The sequence below is a fragment of the Phyllobacterium chamaecytisi genome, assembly GCF_020164455.1.
In the GTDB taxonomy this organism is placed as follows: Bacteria; Pseudomonadota; Alphaproteobacteria; order Rhizobiales; family Rhizobiaceae; genus Phyllobacterium; species Phyllobacterium chamaecytisi.
The window spans coordinates 15,192-36,329 of sequence record NZ_JAIQWW010000010.1; the positions used below are offsets into that span (position 1 = coordinate 15,192).

The 21,138-nt window shown below is 56.9% G+C and carries 20 protein-coding genes; 9 read left to right on the forward strand and 11 right to left on the reverse strand.

The genetic code is table 11. The features are described from left to right. Nucleotides 1-4: 4 nt before the first annotated feature. The 4 genes from LB462_RS16270 to LB462_RS16285 are packed head-to-tail and all read left to right on the forward strand — an operon-like array spanning nucleotide 5 to nucleotide 3,883. The gene (locus LB462_RS16270; protein ID WP_224510012.1) at nucleotides 5-706 is read left to right on the forward strand and encodes a creatininase family protein; all 702 of its coding nucleotides are present in this window, start codon (nucleotides 5-7) and stop codon (nucleotides 704-706) included. Further along, nucleotides 703-1,728, forward strand: a complete 1,026-nt coding sequence (locus tag LB462_RS16275) for a ketopantoate reductase family protein (RefSeq protein ID WP_224510029.1) — start codon at nucleotides 703-705, stop codon at nucleotides 1,726-1,728. The genes LB462_RS16270 and LB462_RS16275 overlap by 4 nt, the downstream gene beginning before the upstream one ends. Continuing rightward, nucleotides 1,725-2,486, forward strand: a complete 762-nt coding sequence (locus LB462_RS16280) for an SDR family NAD(P)-dependent oxidoreductase (protein ID WP_224510033.1) — start codon at nucleotides 1,725-1,727, stop codon at nucleotides 2,484-2,486. The genes LB462_RS16275 and LB462_RS16280 overlap by 4 nt, the downstream gene beginning before the upstream one ends. Further along, a complete protein-coding gene (locus LB462_RS16285; RefSeq protein WP_224510036.1) occupies nucleotides 2,483-3,883 on the forward strand; it encodes a dipeptidase in 1,401 nt (466 codons plus the stop codon). The genes LB462_RS16280 and LB462_RS16285 overlap by 4 nt, the downstream gene beginning before the upstream one ends. Before the next feature lie 89 nt (nucleotides 3,884-3,972). Here the strand turns inward: LB462_RS16285 and LB462_RS16290 are convergent, their stop codons facing one another. Both LB462_RS16290 and LB462_RS16295 read right to left on the reverse strand, forming a co-directional pair. After that, entirely contained in the window at nucleotides 3,973-4,329 is a 357-nt protein-coding gene (locus LB462_RS16290; RefSeq protein WP_224510039.1) for a hypothetical protein, read from the reverse strand. 32 nt (nucleotides 4,330-4,361) lie between these two features. After that, the gene (locus tag LB462_RS16295; RefSeq protein WP_224510042.1) at nucleotides 4,362-4,829 is read right to left on the reverse strand and encodes a DUF992 domain-containing protein; all 468 of its coding nucleotides are present in this window, start codon (nucleotides 4,827-4,829) and stop codon (nucleotides 4,362-4,364) included. 248 nt (nucleotides 4,830-5,077) lie between these two features. On the opposite strand from LB462_RS16295, the gene LB462_RS16300 reads away from it, so the two are divergent. From LB462_RS16300 to LB462_RS16315, 4 genes are all read left to right on the forward strand, one after another. Next, a complete protein-coding gene (locus tag LB462_RS16300) occupies nucleotides 5,078-5,581 on the forward strand; it encodes a two pore domain potassium channel family protein (RefSeq protein ID WP_224510044.1) in 504 nt (167 codons plus the stop codon). A gap of 361 nt (nucleotides 5,582-5,942) precedes the next feature. Then, nucleotides 5,943-7,613: an arylsulfatase gene (locus tag LB462_RS16305; protein WP_224510046.1), complete on the forward strand. Its 1,671-nt coding sequence runs from the start codon at nucleotides 5,943-5,945 to the stop codon at nucleotides 7,611-7,613. Nucleotides 7,614-7,701: 88 nt separating this feature from the next. Continuing rightward, nucleotides 7,702-8,712, forward strand: coding sequence for an HAD family hydrolase (locus LB462_RS16310; RefSeq protein ID WP_224510064.1), 1,011 nt, complete (start codon nucleotides 7,702-7,704; stop codon nucleotides 8,710-8,712). Nucleotides 8,713-8,768: 56 nt separating this feature from the next. Continuing rightward, nucleotides 8,769-11,069 (forward strand): tetratricopeptide repeat protein, encoded by a 2,301-nt coding sequence (locus LB462_RS16315; protein WP_224510067.1) that lies wholly within the window; start codon nucleotides 8,769-8,771, stop codon nucleotides 11,067-11,069. Between the two features lie 3 nt (nucleotides 11,070-11,072). On the opposite strand, the gene LB462_RS16320 is transcribed toward LB462_RS16315, so the two are convergent. Both LB462_RS16320 and LB462_RS16325 read right to left on the reverse strand, forming a co-directional pair. Further along, nucleotides 11,073-11,828 (reverse strand): transporter, encoded by a 756-nt coding sequence (locus LB462_RS16320; protein ID WP_224510531.1) that lies wholly within the window; start codon nucleotides 11,826-11,828, stop codon nucleotides 11,073-11,075. Nucleotides 11,829-11,939: 111 nt separating this feature from the next. After that, on the reverse strand, nucleotides 11,940-12,377 hold the full coding sequence (locus LB462_RS16325) for a DUF2721 domain-containing protein (protein WP_255626721.1): 438 nt from the start codon (nucleotides 12,375-12,377) through the stop codon (nucleotides 11,940-11,942). A gap of 285 nt (nucleotides 12,378-12,662) precedes the next feature. On the opposite strand from LB462_RS16325, the gene LB462_RS16330 reads away from it, so the two are divergent. Further along, nucleotides 12,663-13,319: a hypothetical protein gene (locus tag LB462_RS16330; protein WP_224510070.1), complete on the forward strand. Its 657-nt coding sequence runs from the start codon at nucleotides 12,663-12,665 to the stop codon at nucleotides 13,317-13,319. A 197-nt stretch (nucleotides 13,320-13,516) separates the two neighbouring features. Here LB462_RS16330 and LB462_RS16335 read toward each other — a convergent pair whose 3' ends face one another. The 7 genes from LB462_RS16335 to LB462_RS16365 form a co-directional block, all read right to left on the reverse strand. Continuing rightward, nucleotides 13,517-15,670, reverse strand: a complete 2,154-nt coding sequence (locus LB462_RS16335) for a TonB-dependent siderophore receptor (protein WP_224510073.1) — start codon at nucleotides 15,668-15,670, stop codon at nucleotides 13,517-13,519. Between the two features lie 172 nt (nucleotides 15,671-15,842). After that, complete coding sequence (locus LB462_RS16340) at nucleotides 15,843-16,727, reverse strand: helix-turn-helix domain-containing protein (RefSeq protein ID WP_224510076.1); 885 nt, start codon at nucleotides 16,725-16,727, stop codon at nucleotides 15,843-15,845. Between the two features lie 18 nt (nucleotides 16,728-16,745). Continuing rightward, on the reverse strand, nucleotides 16,746-17,852 hold the full coding sequence (locus LB462_RS16345) for a siderophore-interacting protein (RefSeq protein ID WP_224510079.1): 1,107 nt from the start codon (nucleotides 17,850-17,852) through the stop codon (nucleotides 16,746-16,748). A 159-nt stretch (nucleotides 17,853-18,011) separates the two neighbouring features. Beyond that, the gene (locus LB462_RS16350) at nucleotides 18,012-18,866 is read right to left on the reverse strand and encodes a transporter substrate-binding domain-containing protein (protein WP_224510083.1); all 855 of its coding nucleotides are present in this window, start codon (nucleotides 18,864-18,866) and stop codon (nucleotides 18,012-18,014) included. 38 nt (nucleotides 18,867-18,904) lie between these two features. After that, the gene (locus LB462_RS16355) at nucleotides 18,905-19,687 is read right to left on the reverse strand and encodes an ABC transporter ATP-binding protein (protein WP_271894009.1); all 783 of its coding nucleotides are present in this window, start codon (nucleotides 19,685-19,687) and stop codon (nucleotides 18,905-18,907) included. Then, the gene (locus LB462_RS16360) at nucleotides 19,684-20,403 is read right to left on the reverse strand and encodes an ABC transporter permease (protein ID WP_224510087.1); all 720 of its coding nucleotides are present in this window, start codon (nucleotides 20,401-20,403) and stop codon (nucleotides 19,684-19,686) included. Before LB462_RS16360 ends, LB462_RS16355 begins: the two co-directional genes overlap by 4 nt. Continuing rightward, the gene (locus tag LB462_RS16365) at nucleotides 20,403-21,122 is read right to left on the reverse strand and encodes an ABC transporter permease (protein WP_224510090.1); all 720 of its coding nucleotides are present in this window, start codon (nucleotides 21,120-21,122) and stop codon (nucleotides 20,403-20,405) included. The genes LB462_RS16360 and LB462_RS16365 overlap by 1 nt, the downstream gene beginning before the upstream one ends. Nucleotides 21,123-21,138 lie beyond the last annotated feature (16 nt).

Genomic DNA, 21,138 nt, shown 5'->3' on the forward strand with positions numbered 1-21,138 from the left:
CATCGTGAAAGTTTCACAAGCAAACTGGCAGCAAATCGAAGAGTATTTACGCAGCGACGACCGCGCTATTCTTCCCTTGGGAAGCACCGAACAACACGCCCAGTTATCGCTCTCAGTCGACTCGATCCTGTCAGAAAAAGTCGCCACGGATGCAGCAGAACCACTCGGGATACCGGTATTTCCGGTCGTTGCCTACGGTCTCACTCCCTATTTCATGGCCTATCCCGGCACGATCAGTCTTCGCCTCGAGACATATGTGCGCATCGTTCGCGATATATTGGACGGGCTGAAGGCACAAGGATTTCGCCGCATCCTGATCGTCAACGGCCATGGCGGTAATCAGCCAGCGGGAAGTCTGGCCATCGAATGGATGGCAGACAATCCGGGGACAGCGGTCAAGTTTCACAATTGGTGGAACGCTCCGGCGACCTTTGCCAAGGTGCAGGAAATCGACAAGGTGGCCTCCCACGCCTCGTGGATGGAGAATTTTGCTTGGACACGGCTGCCGGGCATCCAAATGCCAACACGGCAGAAGCCAATGATTGACCTTGCGCGCTTGCGCGTCATGGATCCGGAAGGCGTCAGAGCTTATCTCGGTGACGGCAATTTCGGCGGTTACTATGAGCGTCCAGATGAAGAGATGCAGGCAATTTGGGATGTCGCCGTGGCAGAGACACGAGCCTTGCTCGAAGGAGCATGGGCATGAGCGGCCCGATCCTCATCTGGGGCGCCGGCGCAATAGGCGGTACCCTGGGAGCGGCATTCATGCGGGCGGGACATGAGGTGATTTTCGTCGACAATGCCGCCGATCATGTCGCTGCAATAAATGCCAACGGCCTAAGGATCGAGGGGCCGATCTTTCGGGACACCGTCAAGGCCAAAGCCTTTACCCCGGAGGGTCTGCAGGGCAAGTTCGAGCGCATTTTCCTGTGCGTGAAGGCCCACCACACCGAAGCTGCGGCGAAAGCTCTGCTGCCGCATGTTGCTGAAGACGGTTATGTCGTGTCGGCACAAAACGGCCTCAACGAAATGGTCATCAGCAAGGTTATAGGCGAGCATCGGGTCATCGGTTGTTTCGTCAACTTCGGCGCCGATTATCTAGAGCCGGGCGTCGTGCATTATAGCGGCCACGGCGCGGTGGTTGTTGGGGAACTGGACGGTAAGCGTACAGCGCGTATCGAGCAAATTTATGCGTTGATGCAGGCGTTCGAGCCGAAGGCCATCCTCACCGACAATATCTGGGGTTATCTTTGGGGCAAGCTCATTTACGGTACGCTGCTTTTCGGTACCGCACTCACCAACGACAGTATCGCGGATGTGCTGGCCAACGAGCATTACAGGCCAATTCTGACAAAACTTGCGCTTGAGGTCGGCGCAGTCGCCAACGCCAACGACGTGGTGCCTGAGGCGTTCGACGGGTTCGATCCGGCAGCATTCGCCCCTACCGCATCGGCCGCGGACACCGCGCATTCCTTCGACGAAATGGTCACCCATAACCGCCGCTCGGCCAAATCGCATTCCGGCATCTGGCGTGATCTTGCCATCCGCAAGCGCAAGACCGAGGTCGATGCGCAGGTCGGGCCTGTCGTCGCAATCGGGCGATCACTCGGTGTACCGACCCCGCTCGCGGCGAAGGTCGTCGAATTGATCCATCAGATCGAGGCCGGGACCCGCTCGCTTGAGCTTGCCAATCTCGACCTGCTTGCGCGAACGGAGGCCGGCACATGAACATCGAGTTCAGCGGCAAAACCGTTATCGTTACGGGTGCCGCCCACGGCTTTGGCCGCGCAATCGCGCAGGCATTCGCCAGCCGTGGCGCACGCGTGCATGTCTGCGACGTCAATGAAGCCGGGCTCGCGGAAACCGTTGCACTTTGCGGAGCGGCATCGTCGACTGTGCATATCCTGGATGTGGGCGACAGAAGCGCGGTTCAGGCAACCGTTGCAAAAATCGAGGCTGCCGATGGCGGCGCAGATATTCTGGTCAACAATGCCGGCGGTGTACGCGGACAGGTGGGTCGACCCATCGAGGAAATTTCCGAGAGCGACTGGCAGACAATTTTCGATGTCAATCTCTCCGGCGCTTTCTTCATGACGCAGGCCGTCGCCCCGAGCATGAAACAACAGAAATTCGGCCGGGTCATCAATATTTCCAGCGGTGCCGGCCTTGGCATTTCACTGACAGGAATACAGGCCTATGCAAGTGCGAAGGCCGGTCAGATCGGACTGACGCGCCAGCTCGCGCATGAACTCGGTCCCTGGAACATCACAGTCAACAATGTCGCGCCCGGCTTCGTGCTGTCGAACCCGACAACCGAAAGGCAGTGGGAGGCAATGGGAGCAGAGGGCCAAAAACGGCTTCTCGACAATATCGCCCTGAAGCGACTTGGCAGGCCCGATGACATCGCCAACATGGTTCTGTTTTTCGCATCGGACCAGGCGCAATGGATCAGCGGACAGGTCATCAGTGTGGACGGTGGCAAATGAATTCCGTCGAGAAATACCTTGCTGACAATTACGAAAATGCTCTTGAGGATTTGAAAGCGTTCTGCCGCATCCCCAGCGTCAGCACCGATCCCGCTTTTCGGGACGGTATCCGGGAGGCTGCCGAATTCGTGGCGAACCGTCTCAAGAAGGCAGGCTTCGCTTCGGTCGAAGTATGGGACACCGGCGGACACCCTGCCGTTTTTGGCGAAGTCATCATTGATCCCAGGCTCCCAACCATCCTCGTTTACGGCCATTACGATGTGCAACCGCCTGATCCGCTCGACAAGTGGATGACGCCGCCCTTTGAGCCGACAATACGTGATGACCGCCTCTATGCGCGCGGCGTTTCCGATGACAAGGGTCCGCTGCTGATCCCGATCCTTGTCGTCGAAGCCTACCTGAAGAACGAAGCCCGCTTGCCGGTCAATCTCAAGATATTGATCGAAGGCGAGGAGGAATCCGGCAGCGAGCATTTCGAACCCACGCTCGAGCGCAATCGCGGTCGCCTCGCCTGCGATCTGGTCGTCTCGGCTGATGGTGCCATGTGGCGGCTGGACCGCCCGTCGATGACGGTTGCGAGCCGTGGAATGGTCGCACTCGATGTGACAATCACCGGCGCCTCAAAGGATTTGCATTCCGGTCGCCACGGCGGCAGCGCACCCAATCCGATCCGGGCGCTTTCCAAGCTGCTCGCCTTGCTGCACAACGCAGAAGGCCGGGTCACAGTTCCCGGTTTCATGGAGGGCGCGAAACCCTTGGACCCGACGATCCTCACAGCAATCGATGCGGCGCATTTCGACGCTGATGCCTACTACCGTGATATTGGCTCGCCCAAACCCGATCCTATTGAGAATGGCGGCCAGCTGCTGGTGCGGCAATGGCTGGAACCGACGCTCGAATTCAATGGCATTTTCGGCGGCTATCAGGGACCGGGAACGAAAACGGTGATCCCCTCCGTGGCGAGCGTCAAAATTACCTGCCGCCTCGTTGCCGGCCAGAAACCTGCCAAAGTGATCGAGGCTATCACCCGCCATCTTGAGACCAGCCTGCCCGCTGGCTATGGCTTGCAAGTAGAGCCGCATGGCCTTGGCAGCGAGGCCTTTTCCGTTGACCCAAACCTGCCCGGCCTCATTGCCGCTGAGTCAGTGCTTGCTGAACTGCTTGGCAGTAACCCCTTGCGCGTTGCCATGGGCGCAACCATTCCGATCGGTACGGCATTCCGCAAATATCTCGGTGCCGAGGCCATCTTTTTTTCGTTCTCGACATCGGACGAAGACTATCACGCGCCGAATGAATTCTTCCGGTTGTCGAATTTCCGCACGGGTCTTGTCGCGTGGGCAAGATTACTGGGCCGGCTTGCCGATCACCCGAAGCTTGAGCCGACCATGAGGATCTGAAAATCTGTGCCTTTTGTTGTCGACAGCCATTCAATTGTGTCCGCTCAGCTCCGAAGGAGACTTCGGCTATATCGACGGTGCAACTATGATTATGGCTGGCCGCAATAGTGTGCTGTTGCTGTTCCTATGGTCTGGAACTTGCCTTTGCTCGTTAGCGTTGTTGCGCAGATTGTCGTTTTGGGATTCCACCAGTATGTGGTCGAACCTTGCTGCTGGATAAATGCGTAACCTCGCGCCTGCATCTGGCTTTTAGCACGAGTGGCAGGCGCATTGACCAGATCGGCAATGTCAACCGGCGCGCCCCCTGCAGTGGTAGCGGTCGCATCCATGGCGGGCGGCACCGCTGAAGCTGGCACGCCGTCAGTGTCTTCGCCGGTCGACTGACAGCCTGCAAGTGTTGTCGCCAGTATCGATATTGAAATTGCAGCGCGCATTCGAACAAACATTCTCTCCCCCGGCTTTTTGATTGCTAGTCACATCAAGGTGCTGGATTTAAAGTGACAGTCGTAACTCCTCCGGCGAAGTTGATGCCCTCCTGTCCCTCCACCGAAATGGGCTGCAAGGAAAATGCTTTGCCCGTGCCGCCGACAAGAATGTTGGCCCCGGCGCCGGGGCCAACTGAAGCGTTTGCTCCGACTCCGGCATAGGTACCGGCGAGCGCCCCCGCCTGAAGTCCGCTGGTTGCAGCAACGACGCCCCAGATCAGGTGCCCCGATGCAACTTCGCCGAGCGCGATCCCAAATTCGTCGATTGATCCGGTGTAGTTGTCGGTATTGCCGCCGTTGTCGGGCTTGAATGTGCAGGAGAGTTTTTGCTTCTCCACGACAAACATACCTATCCCTTTGGACACATCGCAGGCGAGCATTCCAATCTGGGCAGATTCCGCGCTTGCATCGAAAGGAATGAGCGCGGCGGCACACCCGAGAAACTTATGGAAAAAAGTCATTCGTAACTCCTATTCTTCGACGGTTGGGAACAATGTAGAGACGGGCTCCTGGAATACACCGAAACCATATAGGTCGTTCCAAACCGAAGAAGTGAAGTACGTAACGGTTACAGGGAGATTGTCGGAAGAACATTCGACACCAGAAATTCGTACGTGACCGTTAACTTGGGACTGATTGGGCCGGACATGCAAGTCATCTAGTGAGGACAAGCCAACTGCAAGTCTTCTTGAACCATGGGGATAAAAAGATGGACGAACTTTCAACCACAAAGCCTGTTCTCGAAATTGCGGTTGGCACGCTGATCTTAATCATTGTTATTTTCGTCCATGGCGCCGGCATCAGAGTCATAAATCGGCATTTCAGCAGATCCTGGATTCATATGACAAGAAGCACGCCACATTGGCGGCTAAACCTGCTGCTGGCGGCAACCATCGCGTCTCTGGCAACGTTGCATTTTGCCGAAACCCTCATATGGGCCATTCCGATTTCTGTGCGAGGTTTAATTCCCTCGATGCGAGACAGCTATTATTTCGTATTGGAAAACTACACCACACTCGGCGAAGGCACCATAAGACTGCCCGACCAGTGGCGGTTGCTCGGACCGGTCATAGCGATATCCGGTTTGTTCACCTTCGGGTGGACAGGCAGCGTGCTCGTCAGCATCATGACAGAGTTTGGCAGACTGGACAGGGAGCGGGCCAAGGGATCGGACGATGCCGCGTCTTTAGAAGATCCCGACGCGGGGCGATGATTGGTGCAGGCATACTATCAAGCGAAATAGCTCCTGGCGTCCGCCCGTATAGATTGAGTAATTAAAACTTTGAGGGTCTGCCGGCAACATCCGTGTTTGTAACTGTTACGTACTTCACTGACAGCTGATCCAAGAATAATTTCTAATAATAGACTACCTTCGAAGAAAATACTTAGACGGCGTTTGAACGGACGGCACCTCACTGCTGCGAAATTTGCGTAACCTGCACACCATCGAACACACAATCAGTCATTGCTCGAATCGTTATTTCGTACAGCTGGGAGGGACGATTCAGGCCACCGAACGCCGTCCCGTCATCTCGTCACAAATAAATGCGTAATGTCAAAGGGAGAAGCAGAAAATGACCGGGAGAACCCTGAAGTTCCGTCTTGGCACCGTGGTAGCCGGGACGATATTATGCGGTGCGCTCGCACCCGCTGAGGCGCAGGACGCGCAAAAAAAGCCAAACATCCTGTTCATCGTCTCCGACGATACCGGCTATGGCGATCTCGGACCCTATGGCGGCGGCGAAGGACGAGGCATGCCGACCCCGAGCATCGACAAACTGGCGAGTGAAGGCATGAGCTTCTTCTCGTTCTACGCGCAGCCGAGTTGCACGCCCGGCCGCGCCGCCATGCAGACCGGGCGCATTCCAAACCGCAGCGGCATGACCACTGTGGCTTTCCAGGGCCAGGGCGGCGGTCTGCCAGCAGCGGAATGGACGCTTGCCTCGGTGCTGAAGCGCGGCGGCTATCATACGTACTTCACCGGCAAATGGCATCTTGGTGAAGCCGACTATGCTCTGCCGAACGCCCAAGGCTATGACGAGATGAAATATGCCGGCCTTTATCATCTCAACGCTTATACGTACGCAGATCCGACCTGGTTCCCGGACATGCCGGCGGATCTGAGGGCGATGTTTCAGAAAGTCACGAAAGGCGCGCTGTCCGGCAATGCGGGTGGCCCGGTGACAGAAGAGTTCAAGATCAATGGTCAGTATGTAGATACGCCAGTGATCGACGGCAAGGAAGGCGTGGTCGGCATTCCGTTCTTTGACGGTTATGTCGAGAAGGCAGCGATCGAATTCCTTGATGAAGCGTCGCAGAAGCCGGACGAGCCCTTTTTCATCAACGTCAACTTCATGAAGGTGCATCAGCCGAACATGCCGGCACCGGAGTTCCAGCTTAAATCACTGTCGAAGAGCAAATATGCAGATTCGGTTGTCGAACTCGATACGCGTATCGGCCGGATCATGGACAAGCTGCGTGAGACAGGCATGGACAAAAACACACTTGTTTTCTACACGACCGACAATGGCGCCTGGCAGGATGTCTATCCGGACGCCGGATACACGCCCTTCCGCGGCACCAAGGGCACCTTGCGCGAAGGCGGCAACCGTGTCCCGGCGATTGCGGTGTGGCCCGGCAAGATCAAGCCCGATACGAAGAATCATGACGTCGTCGGCGGCCTCGATCTCATGGCAACTTTCGCCTCGGTCGCCGGTGTTCCACTTCCCGACAAGGACCGCGAAGACAAACCCATCATCTTCGACAGCTACGACATGTCGCCGATCTTGCTTGGAACGGGCAAATCCGAGCGCAAATCCTGGTTCTATTTCACCGAGAACGAACTCTCCCCCGGCGCCATTCGCTTCAATAACTACAAGTTCGTGTTCAACCTCCGCGGCGATGACGGAGCCTCGACCGGCGGACTAGCGGTCGACTCGAACCTCGGGTGGAAGGGTGCGGAAAAATACGTTGCCACGGTACCCCAGGTATTCGACCTCTGGCAGGACCCGCAGGAACGCTACGACATCTTCATGAACAACTTCACCGAGCGGACCTGGATGGGTGTGGTCATGGGCGAGGAGTTGAAGAAGATCATGGCCACCTATGTCCAGTATCCGCCGCGCAAGATGCAGAGCGTTGGCTACACGGGACCGATCACGCTTTCGAACTATGAGAAGTTCCAGTGGGTGCGGGACTCGCTCGCGAAAGAGGGTGTCAGCATTCCGATGCCAACCGGCAATTAATACTCAAATAGCCCCCGTTTCAAACCGGGGGCTTCTTTTGCTTTGCCGGCGCGTCTGGGATGCTCAGATGGCATAAAGGAGAGTCATTATGTCCAAGGCTTATGATCTTGCCAAAGTAGCCCGCGTTGCAGTGCTGGGCATCGGCGCCATCCTTCTTTTGGCTGTCCCGGCATTGGCGCAAAACGATCCGCTTCCGTCATGGAACGACACGGCACCAAAGGCTGCCATCGTCGAGTTCGTCAAGAAGGTGACCACAGAGAACACACCCGACTTCGTCGCCGAGCCGGAACGCATCGCCGTGTTCGACAATGATGGCACATTGTGGACCGAGCATCCGATGTACGTTCAGCTCGCCTTCGTCATCGACCGCGTGAAGGCCGAAGCCGCATCCCACCCCGAATGGAAGAACACACAACCATTCAAGGCAGTGCTCGAGAGTGATATGAAGACGCTGGCCGCCCTCGGAGAAAAAGGCCTGGTGGAACTCCTCATGACCACACATGCCGGAATGACGGCCGAAGAGTTTCAAACGATCGTGACGGACTGGATGGCAACCGCGCGTGATCCGCGGTTCAAGAAGCCCTACACCGAACTCGTTTACCAGCCGATGCTCGAACTGCTCGCTTATCTGCGCGCCAATGGCTTCAAGACCTTCATCGTGTCGGGTGGCGGCATCGAGATGATGCGGCCATGGACCGAAAAGGTCTATGGCGTTCCACCCGAACAGGTCGTCGGCTCGTCGATCAAGACGCAATTCGAAATGCGCGACGGCACGCCAACCCTGATGCGCCTGCCGCAGGTCAATTTCATTGATGACAAGGCCGGCAAGCCCGTTGGTATCAACGAGCACATTGGCCGCCGTCCTATCGCAGCCTTCGGCAATTCCGATGGCGACCTCGAGATGCTGCAATGGACGACTTTGGGCGACAAACCGGGATTCGGGCTGATCGTCCACCACACGGATGCCGAACGCGAATATGCCTACGACCGGAATACGGAGTTCGGGCGCCTCGATACGGCGCTCGATGCGGCCGCCGTCAACCAGTGGACCGTTGTCGACATGAAGGCCGACTGGAAGCAGATATTTGCCGAGAAATAGGACGAATAGCCGGGTCATGATGGGATGCAGGTGCGGGTAAAGTTGTGCTGGCTGTAATGCGAAACATCCGGTTGCGTGCTCGTTCGCCTATCGCGCTTTGGACGGTCCCTTCGCTTTGCTTTCTGCTCGCATTCGCCGAGCAGGCAGTTGCCGCCGAGAATATTCCGGCTTCCGGTACTGATCCCCTGATCTCAGTACATGAGGGATTCGTAGACGAGAACACATGCACATCCTGCCACGTCAACGAGGCCGCAGCATTCGCCAAATCGAACCACGCCAAGGCGATGGCCATCGCCAGTGACAAGTCGGTGCGGGCAAATTTCAACAATACCAGCTTCGAACACAATGGCCTTGTTTCAACGTTCTTTCGGCAAGATAAACGCTTCTTCGTTCGCACCGAGGGACCGGACGGCAAGCAGGCAGAATTTGAAGTAAAGTACACTTTTGCCTATGAACCGCTTCAGCAATATCTTGCCGACATCGGCGGTGGCAGGCTACAGGCACTCGACCTCGCATGGGATACCGAAAAACAGCAATGGTTCTGGCTCGGCGAAGCCAAGCCGGCAAAACCGGGATCCACATTTCATTGGACGGGGCCGTTCTACCGCTGGAACCGCACCTGCATCGACTGCCACTCAACCGATCCCCGGGCCAATTTCCAGCCGGAGACAAACGCATATAAATCGTCCTATGTCGCCACGAGCATCGGCTGTCAGTCTTGTCACGGCGCCGGCGCAAAACACGTCGCCTGGGCCGAGGAAAAATCCCGAGATGCCAAGATGTCCACTCCCTCAAATCTTGGACTATCCAAGGTCGATGCGAGTGCCTGCTTTGCCTGCCACGCAAGGCGGACCAAGCTTTTTGACGGCTATCAGCCCGGAAAGCCCTTCCTCGACTATTTCTCCCCCGCGCTGCTGCGTCCGGACCTTTATTTTCCTGACGGGCAAATTCTCGATGAGGTATTCGAATACGGTTCCTTCCAGCAGAGCAAGATGGCAAGAGCAGGCGTCACCTGTCTCGACTGCCACACCCAGCATGAAGCTGTCCTTAAAGCACAGGGCAATGCCCTGTGTACGCAATGCCATACGAAAGTGGCGCCGGAGCGCTTTGTAAAATTCAATCCGGGCGGCGATTTTGATACCTCGACCCACACTCGTCACCCGGCGGGATCGACTGGGGCGCAGTGCGCGAATTGCCATATGCCCGAGCGTACCTATATGAAAGTCGACCCACGGCGCGACCACTCCTTCGTCATTCCGCGTCCTGACCTGTCGGCAGCCTATGGTACGCCGAATGCCTGCACGACATGCCATGAGGGCAAAACCAACGCCTGGGCAGGCGACACCATGGACAAATGGTATGGCAAGGCCTGGCGTGAGCGTCCGACGCCGGCGCATGCATTTGCCGGCGCGGCACAGAACGATCCCGCGTCAATCGATGTGTTGCGAAAGATCGTTGCAAACCGTGAACAGGCGGGCATTGTCCGGGGCAGCGCGGTTGCCGCCATGAGCCGCGTCGGCGGGATAGACATCGCAGCTGATGTAAAGGCGGCAGCGGAGGACCCGGATCCACTCGTCCGGCTCGGGGCCGCAGAAGGCGGCGCCAATCTGCCACCCGAACACCGGCTGGATGCGATTGGGCGCCTCCTTGCCGACGACACACGCGCCGTGCGCGTGGCGGCTGTTACCGCTCTCGGCAGCACTCCCTCGCTCGGTCTGCTGGGTGACGCGAGAAAGAACTTCGACACCGCGGTCCAAGACCTGCGTGCCTATGTTGAGGCCAATGCCGACGTCGCCGAGACACAGAACAATTTTGGGACCTTTCTGTTCGGTCAGCAACGCGCTGGCGAGGCCGAAAAAGCATTCCGCCAGGCGATCGCTCTCGATCCGGGTCTCTCCGGTGCTCGCATCAACCTTGCCGAACTTTACCGGGCGACAGGACAAAACGAAAAGTCGGAACAGGCCTACGCAAAAGCGATCGCAGTATCACCCGATCAGGCCGATCTTCGCTATGGACACGCTCTGTCGCTCGTTCGCCAAAAAGCGCTGCCAGAAGCAATCCGGGAGCTGGACGAGGCTATCCGGCTTGATCCCGGCAACAGCCGGTACAAGACAACGCTTGCCATTGCGCTCGATTCCGCCGGGCGCACCGAGGATGCTCTCACGGTGCTCGATCTTGCGGTTGCAGGAGGAGAAACCGACGCCAGTCTTCTCGGCGCGGCCATCCAGTATGGACTGAAGCTTCGCCGCTACCCGGAAACGTTGAAATATGCCGAAGCGCTGGCACGACAGCGGCTGGATGATCCACAACTGGCCGAACTCATTCGGCAGTTGCGCGCGGCAACAGGCAGCAAGTAAGCGTCATTTCGGAAAGAGAAACGTGACCGCCAGTCGCGCGCCGAATCCATCCGGTCCATTGTCCGGGCTATCGGCCCAATAGCGGACACCGGCCGAAAGTTGAATCGGCTGTTTGTTGACCTTCACAAGCTTGGATACCACGAAGTTAATCGGGACGGACCAATCTTCGGTCTGCCAATTGTAGGTGCTTTCGGTGTTGAGAGCAAACGTCCAGGCCTTTGGTGTGGTGTAGGAAATGAACGGCTGCACGAAGGTGGCGTTTATGTCCTCACGATCATCATCACCCGCGAACGACCAGATGTGGTTTGTCAGCGCACCAATGGTCCATGGGCCATCCTGTTTGAGGACAACGGCGGTAGGCCCCGCGCCCCACTTTTCACCGCCAAGCAAATCGTCGGTAGCAGTCGGCAAAAGAAAGACTGGACCAACGCCCCAGATGATGCCGGAAGCGGTTGGCTTCTTCGGCGAGAAGAACAGGCTTTGGGTGATATCCCCCAAACCGAACTGATCGCCAGATGGTCCGGCGATATCATCCTGCCAGGCGATCGGCAAAATGGTTCGCGAGATGACGTTCCAGTTCTCGTTCAATGTGAACGGTATGACGGGCTGAACGTTGACATAATACTTCTCGCCGTCATTCGGACCGTACCCACTGTCGTAATTGAACTGAAACGGCACACTGATCAGCGAGGCAATGGGATTTGACAATTTCTTGGCGAGGTCTTCGCTTGAGTCCTGTGCCCACGCGCCACAATTCATCCCTAGCAGCGTGACCGTAGCGACCGGGATGGAAAGCCAGTTCCTGAAGATGTCCATGTAAATTCCCCCTGCAATATCATAACATTATTCGACCGTGCGCGCCAACAACACTCAATGATGATGGTCAAGTTCGCTCAGGGCAATCCTTACGTCCTGCAGGAATCGGAACAGAGCAACCATCAGAAAGCACAAGGACCCGATAAACAAGATAGCTGCTCCGGGTTCATGGCGATAACCCAAGAAGGCAACCACAAACCCAACCAACAGCAGCACTGTGATCCCGATTCCGCCGATCACCGCCATCTGCAGAGATTGATTCAACAGGATTTCGCGGCGTTTCAGACGGGCGACGTCGGCCTTAAGCCACACCCGCGCAGCGTCGTCATCGGCGATCTGATTGAGGTTCCGGATCCGGTCGGTTATCCCCGTCATCCGATTGATCAGGATGGACACGAAAGCTGCAATTGAGGCCAGCAGAAATGCCGGAGCCACAGCATGTGAAATCATTGTCGAAAGTTGTTCGACGTTGGCGGAAATCTCGAACGGCATTTTCGCGCTTGTCTACTATGTTGCGGAGCGGAACTGATCAACGCCGAGCATGCCACCAATAGATGATTTCAGCAAACGCACTTGCCGCTAAGGCCTTGTGACGGCGACCCCACAGGACTAGGCTGGGATGTGATCCTGTGGAATGAAGTATGTTCTCGTTGGATCTCCGGGTGGGGAAACAAGAATGACACTCGATCTTCTCGCTGGTGAGCGCCCGCGAGCATTCGGTTGTAAGCCCGAATGCGATGCGCGATTGAATCAAAGTGCCGTCACGGACGTTCGATCATGAACGACCCGGGCCAAACCATCCGCGACGAACCCCGCTGGGCTCCTGCGCTCGCGATACTGGTCGTGCTCGGTCTTTTTGCGGTGCTGCCCCAACATGTGCGGGCGATGCCGGTGTGGGTTTCCTACGGCGTTGCGCTTGTGGTGATCGTGCCCATGATTGTGGTCACACTCACTGCAAACACGTCGTGGACGCGCATTGAGCGGACCGCGATCATGCTTCTTGGCGCGGCCTACGTCGCCAACACGGCAGCGGAGTTGGCGGACATGATCGGCATCATTACGCTTCATCCACCGGAAACCCGCGCCGTCTCACTGCTCTCCTCATCGCTTGCAATCTGGATCGCCAATGTTTTGACCTTCTCATTGCTTTATTGGCAAATCGATCGCGGCGGGCCATCCTCGCGAGCGAGCGGCACAACAACAAAGCCGGATTGGCTCTTTCCGCAGGCGACAGCACCCGAAGTTGCCTTACCCGACTGGCAACCATTGTTCCTCGACTACCTTTTTCTCGGATACAATACGGCGACGGCATTCAGTCCAACCGATGTACTTCCGCTTACGAGACGTGCAAAGATGCTGATGATGTTGGAGAGCACGATCTCGCTGTTGACGCTTGTCATCGTCGCCGCTCGCGCGGTCAACGCCATCCCGTAGAACGGCCAAACACAGAAAACAAGAACCGCCCCATGGAGAGCGCGAGGTGCAAGCGCTCGAGCAGCATCTTTTCAACCTGACGCAAGCTAAGCGGAAAAATCAACAGCAGAGGCAGACAGCGCGAACAGTTCTGCAGAAAGTTTAACAGATAATCGAATTCAGGGCAGTCGAGTTTTCTCCGGGTACGACGCCACCTGCTACCAGGTTAGATGGGCTTTCAGCAACGCCTTGCGTCCTTCACCATAGGAACAAACGTAAACACCCTGGCAGCCCGATACATAGTCCTTGTCGAACAGGTTGGTGACGTTCAGATCAACACCCCAATTGTTCTTCTTGTAGCCGAGTTTCAGATCCACCAATGCCACATCGGGAACCTTCAACGTATTCAACTGGTCGGCATAGCTAGACCCGACATAACGTACACCGCCACCAAGTGCGAGGCCTTCAAGCGCGCCATCGAGAACAGTGTACTGGGCAAAGAGCGAGGCCTGTACTTCGGGGATCAAATAGGGCTGCTTGCCGATCAGTGCCTCGTCGGCGTCTTCCTTCACTTTCAAGTCGAGAGCAGTAAAGGCGGCCGTCAGCCTCCAGGCTTCAGTGATGTTCGCTTGTGCCTCGATTTCGAAGCCACGGGAGTTGACCTCGCCGACCTGGAATTGCGCGTTAAACGGGCCAGTGAGCACGTTCTGCTTCGTCAAATCGAACAGCGAAGCCGTGATGAGACCGTCAAAGCTTGTCGGCTGGTATTTTACGCCGACTTCGTATTGCTGGCCGGTTTCAGGCTTTAAAAACGCAAGATTGCTGTCGACCCCGATCTCCGGACTGAAGAATGTCGCGACGCTCGCATAGGGCGTGATCCCATTGTCGAATTCATAGGCGATACCTGCCCTGCCGCTGGCCTGGCCATCATGCCCGTCATATTCTGGCGTGCCTTGTGCGTCCGTCGTCACATAATCGTAGCGGCCGTTCAACGTGACGAGCCAGCCATCGCCAAAGCGCAGCTGGTCTTGCGCGTAAACCCCGATCTGATGGCGCTTGACGACCTGGTCGATGTAAGGCGCGAACATGGGACCTTGAGGCACGCCATAAACGGGGTCGACTGCGCTGATGGGCGTTGATGCGCCGGTTGCCTGGATCTGATCGATGTCGAAGAACTTGTATTCCGCACCAAACAGGAGCGTGTGCTCGATGGCACCGGTCGTGACCTCGCCTTCAAGCTGATTGTCGACCACGAACGAATTGACCGTCGTATCGTGCATGAAATTGATGCGCGAGAGATCGTAATTGCCGTCGATCGGCTGCGCGGAGAAGGCATCGTATCCAAATGGATATAGATTGTGTTCGCGCACGCCGCTGTGGCCATAGCGAAGGTTCTGCCGCACGGTCCAGTCATTGTCGAAAGTGTGTTCCAGTTCATAGCCGATGGAGGCTTGGTCGCGGTTATAGTCGTCGATCGACGGCTCCGTGAAATTTGCCTTGCGATCGATTTTGCCGAAGGGCGCGTCGACTACAGTTCCATAATAGGGCAGGAAGCTGCCACCGTCATGGGTAAGGTCCAGATGCGTATAGTTGGCAAGAATGGTGAACTTCGTCACATCATCCGGCTTCCAGGTGATACTGGGCGAAATGACCCCAAGGAAATCCTTTGAAAAATCGGTATAGTTGTCACCGCCGGATATTTTGCCGTTGATGCGATAATCGACCACGTCGGATGCCTTGTCACCGATGTCGAAACCAAGGTAGCCGTTGCCATAGCTGTTGATCCCGGTTTCGACATAACGCAGACGTTCGCCGGTCGGACGCTTGCTGATGTAGTTGACGATGCCTCCGGGATTGCTGCCGCCATAAAGCACTGCAGCAGGTCCCTTCAGAACATCGATGCGCTCAATGCCGAATGTATCGATGAAGAAGCCGCCGAAGCCGAAGCTGAAATTCTGCAATCCGTCGAGATATGTCCCCTTCTGCGTCGCATCGAATCCACGGATGTAGATCCAGTTCGTGTCATTATCGACGCCGAAGGGCTGGGCAAATACGCCAGAGGTATAGCGCAGGGCCTCGTCGATTTTCTGCGCACCCTGGTCATCCATCTGTTGTCTGCCGACAACAGATACAGCCTGTGGAATGTCCGCGATGGGGGTATTTGTCTTGGAGCCGGTTGCCGAGCGCTGGGCCACATAGCCATCGATCGGACCGGTTGCAGAGCCATCTGAATTGGCCCCTTCGATGACGATCGGGTCCAGCTGGATGGAGGCATTGGCGTCCTGCGCACGCGTGCCGGTTGCCGACAGCAATACAAACGCCGCCGTCCCGCCAAGCAGCGCGCCAAATGCCGACCGATAGACACCACTCATGACAATCCCCTACTCATATGTCCCAGAGCCAGAACGCAGCGCGTGCAATCGCTCCCCGAGAGCTCGCATATAAGTTGAGTACATATATCAAGTTTAAATTTCGGGATTGATTGTTTCTGTTGTCTTTTGAACTTTTTTGGGCTGTTTTCGTGGTTGTCGACGTGGTCCGGCGCTATAACTGCCGATCCCGCCGCCAAACGGCGGGCGTCACGCCCACCACCCGCTTGAATACGCGCGTGAAATGCGCCTGATCCGAAAAACCCGCAGCGGTAGCTACGCGCGTCAGCGACGATCCGGGCTTCTCCAGCAGCACCTGCACTTTCCTGATACGGGCGCCTATCTGCCATTGATGCGGGGCAATGCCTGTCGAAGCCTTGAAGGCGTGGCTGAAGTAGGACTGCGACAGGCCTGTCAATTCCGCAAGTTCATGGAGGCGGATGCTTCGCATGCAATTGTCTTCGATATAGCGTGTAACCGTCCGCAACTGTCGCGGCGAAAGCTGGCTGCGTTGCCGTTTCTTGCCTTGCTGGATGCGAAAGAGCGCGACGAAAAGCGCCGTGGTTAGTCCATCGCCATAGAGTTCGTGCAGCGGTTCATCGTTGAGACATTCATCGGCAATCAAGTTGGCGAGCTTTGCCACACGCTCGTCGAAAAACATCAGACGGGGTAGCTTCAATCTTTCACCGATATGATCATCGGTGAAGCGGCGTTCGAAACTGGTGATGTCAAAGTGCATATCGAGATGACGCAGATACTGGATGTCATGAACCCGCCCCCATACAGGTAAGCCGGCAGGAATATAGCTCATTGGGTAAGGCACGCTGCTTCGGATAAAACCCTTGGCATGGGCGTTGAGCCCGACGCCGAAGCTGCCATCGCCTGACTTGTCGAGCGTCACGAACAGACGCGGATCCTCAGACACATATTCTCCAGCTGCACCCGGCGCGCAATTGACCGACCAGACATCGGCGACAACTCCCTGCCACGAGCGCCAGCGCAGATCGCCGATAACGGAGACCCCTTCAATCCGGCTCTTCATCCGTGGATGAAATGTCATCCCTTGCCTCTTGTGCTGCTATTCAGCCGTTTTCTCTTGCTGTTTTCGGGCATTATCACCGTCAAACCCGCGGCGCCAATACGCCACAACCAGGTGTCTTTCCCTTTCAAGTTTCCGCTCATGCCGCAAATAGCTGCGAATAGCCTTAAACGCGGCGAATTCGCAGCCAGCCCAGGCAAACACACGTTTCCCGGCGGTCGGAAACGGCACCGCTTTGACGGCATCCTGCAACAGCGTCGTCGTTCCTGCTTTACGGCCATTACGATGCAGCCAGACAAGATCAACATTGGCACCAGATGGCAGAAGCTGCTCTTCGAGCGGATTGTCCACTTCGATACGCACGACCGCCGTTGCGCGCGACGGAAGACGCGCCAGGATGCGGCCGATTGCCGGAAGCGCAGTTTCATCTCCGGCCAGAAGATACCAGTCGGCCTCAGGCACGTCGCCGCCACCCGGTCCTGTCATACCCACCAGATCGCCTTGGCGGGCATTCAGGGCCCAGTCTGAACCCGGCGTTGCGTTCCCCTCATGAAGGACGATGTCGATATCCACCTTGCCTGCGTCCGCGTCAATGTTGCGGATCGTGTAGATGCGGGAGACCAGCTTGTGCGCGCCTTCAGGCCAGACCGGGCGCCCGTCTTCCCCGGTCACCGGCCATTGTGGCCGGTCTGTGCTCTTTGGCGGAAACAGCAAATGGACATGCAGTCCGCCCCGTGCAAAACGCGCCAGCCTCTCTCCCTGAAGTGTCACACGCCGCATTTGCGGCGATATATTCCTGGCGCTGGCAAAGCGCATTTCCCGGAAAAATGGCGGCTGCCCGCCCGCTGCACAGTCGCCCGCCCAGACGATCCTGGGCTTTTCCCCATTCGCCAGTTCCAGCATCTGGTTGGCGATGGCGTACTTCATATAGGCAAGGCCGGTTTCATCCTCACCCTCGGTCCGCAGCGAAAGGCTGTCATCATCCGCCTCGATGGTTGCTGTGCCGAACGGAAGGGCGATGCGCCCCTTGCGCGCGGCAAGCGACACATCGCCATGCTCGGAGAAGTAATCCGTCAGCCGCTTGAGAAAATGATCCGGTGTCGACACGATCACACGCGCGGTCGCACTCAAGCGGATTTCCGGCATCTCAAACCCCGTGTAGAAACTGCACCAAGGTGCGATATCGGGTGCTTAATCGTAATAATATGATAAATCAAGTCATGTTTATGACGGCGATGGTTTTACTCGCCTCTTCAAAGTGCCGGGCACAAACATATTCGCCTGGTGCCCGGCATTTTCATTCGATCAGAGTGGCGTGACGTCGAAGCCAAACCACTTCTGCGACAATGTTTTAATCGTGCCATCGGCCTTGGCTTCATCGATTGCCTTGTCGAACATCGCTTTCAGTTCCGGCTCGTTCTTGCGCAGACCGACAGAGCTGCCTTTGCCCAGGAACCCGCCCTGAAAGCGCGGACCAGCGACAGTCATCTCCTCATTGCCCGGCTTGGCGGCTGATGTGGTGAGATAGGCCATGGAGGCCATGACGAGATCGACACGGCCTGCAGCGAGATCAAGGTCGTGCTGCTCGGTGGTCTTGTACTCACGAACCTCGACAACGTCCTTCAAGTATTTCTCGACGAAGGTCGCACCTGTCGAGGCGGTCTGGACGCCGATGGTCTTGCCTTGCAGAAGTGGCTTCAGCTTCTCCAACGCGCTGATGGCGCCTGCCTCATTGGATGCCAGCGAGAAGACTTCGCCCTTGAATTCCATGCCTGCCAAAGGGCTTGATTTCAACGTTGCGAAAGCTTGGCCGGTGGAACCGTAGGACTGGCTGAAGTCGATGATCTGCTCACGCTTGGCGGTCGCCGACATGCCCGACATGATGGCATCGAACTTACCGGCATTGAGCGCGGGGATCATCCCGTCGAAGTCCTGGACGACAATCCGGCACTCGACTTTCATGTGATCGCAAAGATATTTCGAAAGCTCGATCTCGTAACCGTCGAGTGTTCCGTCGGGCTTGGTGAAGTTGTAGGGCTTGAATGCGCCTTCCGTAGCGATGGTAATCTGTGTCCATTTCTTGGCTTCCGCGTGGGCGGCGGACGAAAAGACCAACGCCGACAGCAGCAGTGCTTTCAGGGTGAGCATTGCATATTTCATTTCCAGGTATTCCCCTTTTTGGATTGCGGCTGATCAATTCAGCCTTTGATAAACTGTTTGAACCGTTCGGATTTCGAGTTGACAAAAACATGTTCCGGCCGGCCGTCCTCCTCGACGAGGCCCTTGTGCAGGAAGACGACGCGGCTTGAGACATCGCGGGCAAAGCCCATTTCGTGGGTGACCACCAGCATGGTGCGGCCCTCTTCGGCCAGACCACGCATGACGCGCAGCACTTCGCCGACAAGCTCCGGATCGAGCGCCGAGGTGGGTTCGTCGAAGAGCATAACCTTCGGCCGCATGGCGAGGGCACGCGCTATTGCAGCGCGTTGCTGCTGGCCACCCGACAGATGCGAGGGATAGTGATCGCGCTTTTCAGCGATGCCGACCTTCGCAAGAAGGGCTTCAGCCTCTTCGACGCACTCTTTGCGCGGGCGCTTCTGCACGTGGATCGGCGCTTCGATGACATTTTCCAGGATTGTCTTGTGCGACCACAAGTTGAAGCTCTGGAACACCATGCCGAGCTGTGAGCGAATACGTTCGACCTGCGCCTGGTCCGCCGGCCGGCTTTTGCCATCGCGCGTGCGCTGCATGCGGATCGTCTCGTCGCCAACCGTTACGTCCCCGGAATCGGGCACTTCGAGAAGGTTGATGCAGCGGAGCAGGGTCGACTTGCCGGAACCTGAAGACCCGAGGATCGAGACGACTTCGCCTTCGCGTGCGCGTAAGGAAATCCCTTTCAGGACTTCGACATTGCCGAAACTCTTGTGCAGATCCTTGACGTCGAGCGCCATTGGTGTGGTCGCAGGCACTTGAGCGTTCATTTGCTCTCTCCTTGAACGGGGGTCCGCAGTCGCGGCGCGCGAAGATGCGGGCTCAACATGTATTCGACGACATGCACCAGCCGCGTGAGCAGGAAATTGATGGTCAGGTAAATCACCCCAGCGACGATGAAGACCTCGATGGCGCGGTAGGTCTCCGAGATGATTTTCGCGGCAACCCCGGTGACTTCCATCAGTGTAATGATCGAGGCAAGCGATGTCGCCTTGACCATGGAAATCATCTCGTTGCCATATCCCGGCAATGCCTGCCGGATAGCAAGCGGCAGGACAATCCGCCGGAAAACCATAAAGCGTGGCATGCCGCACGCACGCGCAGCTTCTATCTGGCCATGCGGAACCGACACGAGCCCGCCGCGGATGATCTCACTGGCATAGGCGGCGGTGTTCAGCGTCAATGCGATGACGGCGCACCAGTAGGGCTCGCGCAATATCGGCCACAACATGGTGTGTCGCACCGCCGGAAACTGGCTGAGCCCGTAATAGATGAGGAATATTTGCACCAATAGTGGCGTGCCGCGAAACACGAACACGTAGAACCGGGCAAACCAGTCGAGAACTCGGACCCCGGAAAGCCGAAGCAGTGCCAGACCTAAGGCGAGAAAAGCGCCGAGCAGGATTGACGTGGCAGCGAGTTGCAGCGTCAGTGGAATAGCCGCAACCAGGCTGATGAACGTTTCAAGCGTAAATGTCCAATCCATCAGTTCCTCCTGACGCCGCGTGAGAAGTAGCGCTCGGACCATTGCAGCAGCGCACCGGAGAAGGTCGAGATCGTCAGGTAAATCGCGCCGGCAACGACATAGAAGTTGAAAGGCATTCCAGTTGATCCGGCCCCCACCTGTGCCTGCCGCAGCAATTCAGCCACACCCGTAATCGAAACGAGAGCCGATTCCTTCAAAACGACCTGCCAGACATTTCCCATGCCGGGCAGCGCATGGCGTAGCGTCAATGGTGCGATAATTCGCCTGAACCGCAACGCGCGCGACATGCCGCAAGCGATAGCCGCTTCTATTTCACCTTTGTGCACGGCCTTGAATGCCCCGCGAAACACCTCCGTCTGCTGGGCGCCCGACGTGATGCCAACCGCCAAAGCACCGGCCAGAAAACCGGGAAAACCGATAAACCCCTCCGAGCCGAAAAAACGCCCGATCGCTGTTACCGCCGCACTCCCGCCGAAATAGAACAGGTAGATGACGAGAAGATCGGGAATGCCGCGCAGTACGGTGGTGTATCCGTCAGCGATCGCCCGTATTGTCCTGCCGCCGGATATCTTTGCCCAAGCGCCGAATGTGCCAATGATCGAACCGATCAGAAAACCGGATATAGCGATGAGAACCGTCATCCAGGCTCCGGCGAGAAGAGCTGCACCCCACCCTCCCGGTCCAAAGCTGATGACGTCAAGGAAACCCGGCTGGTTCATGGCCCACACGATCCGG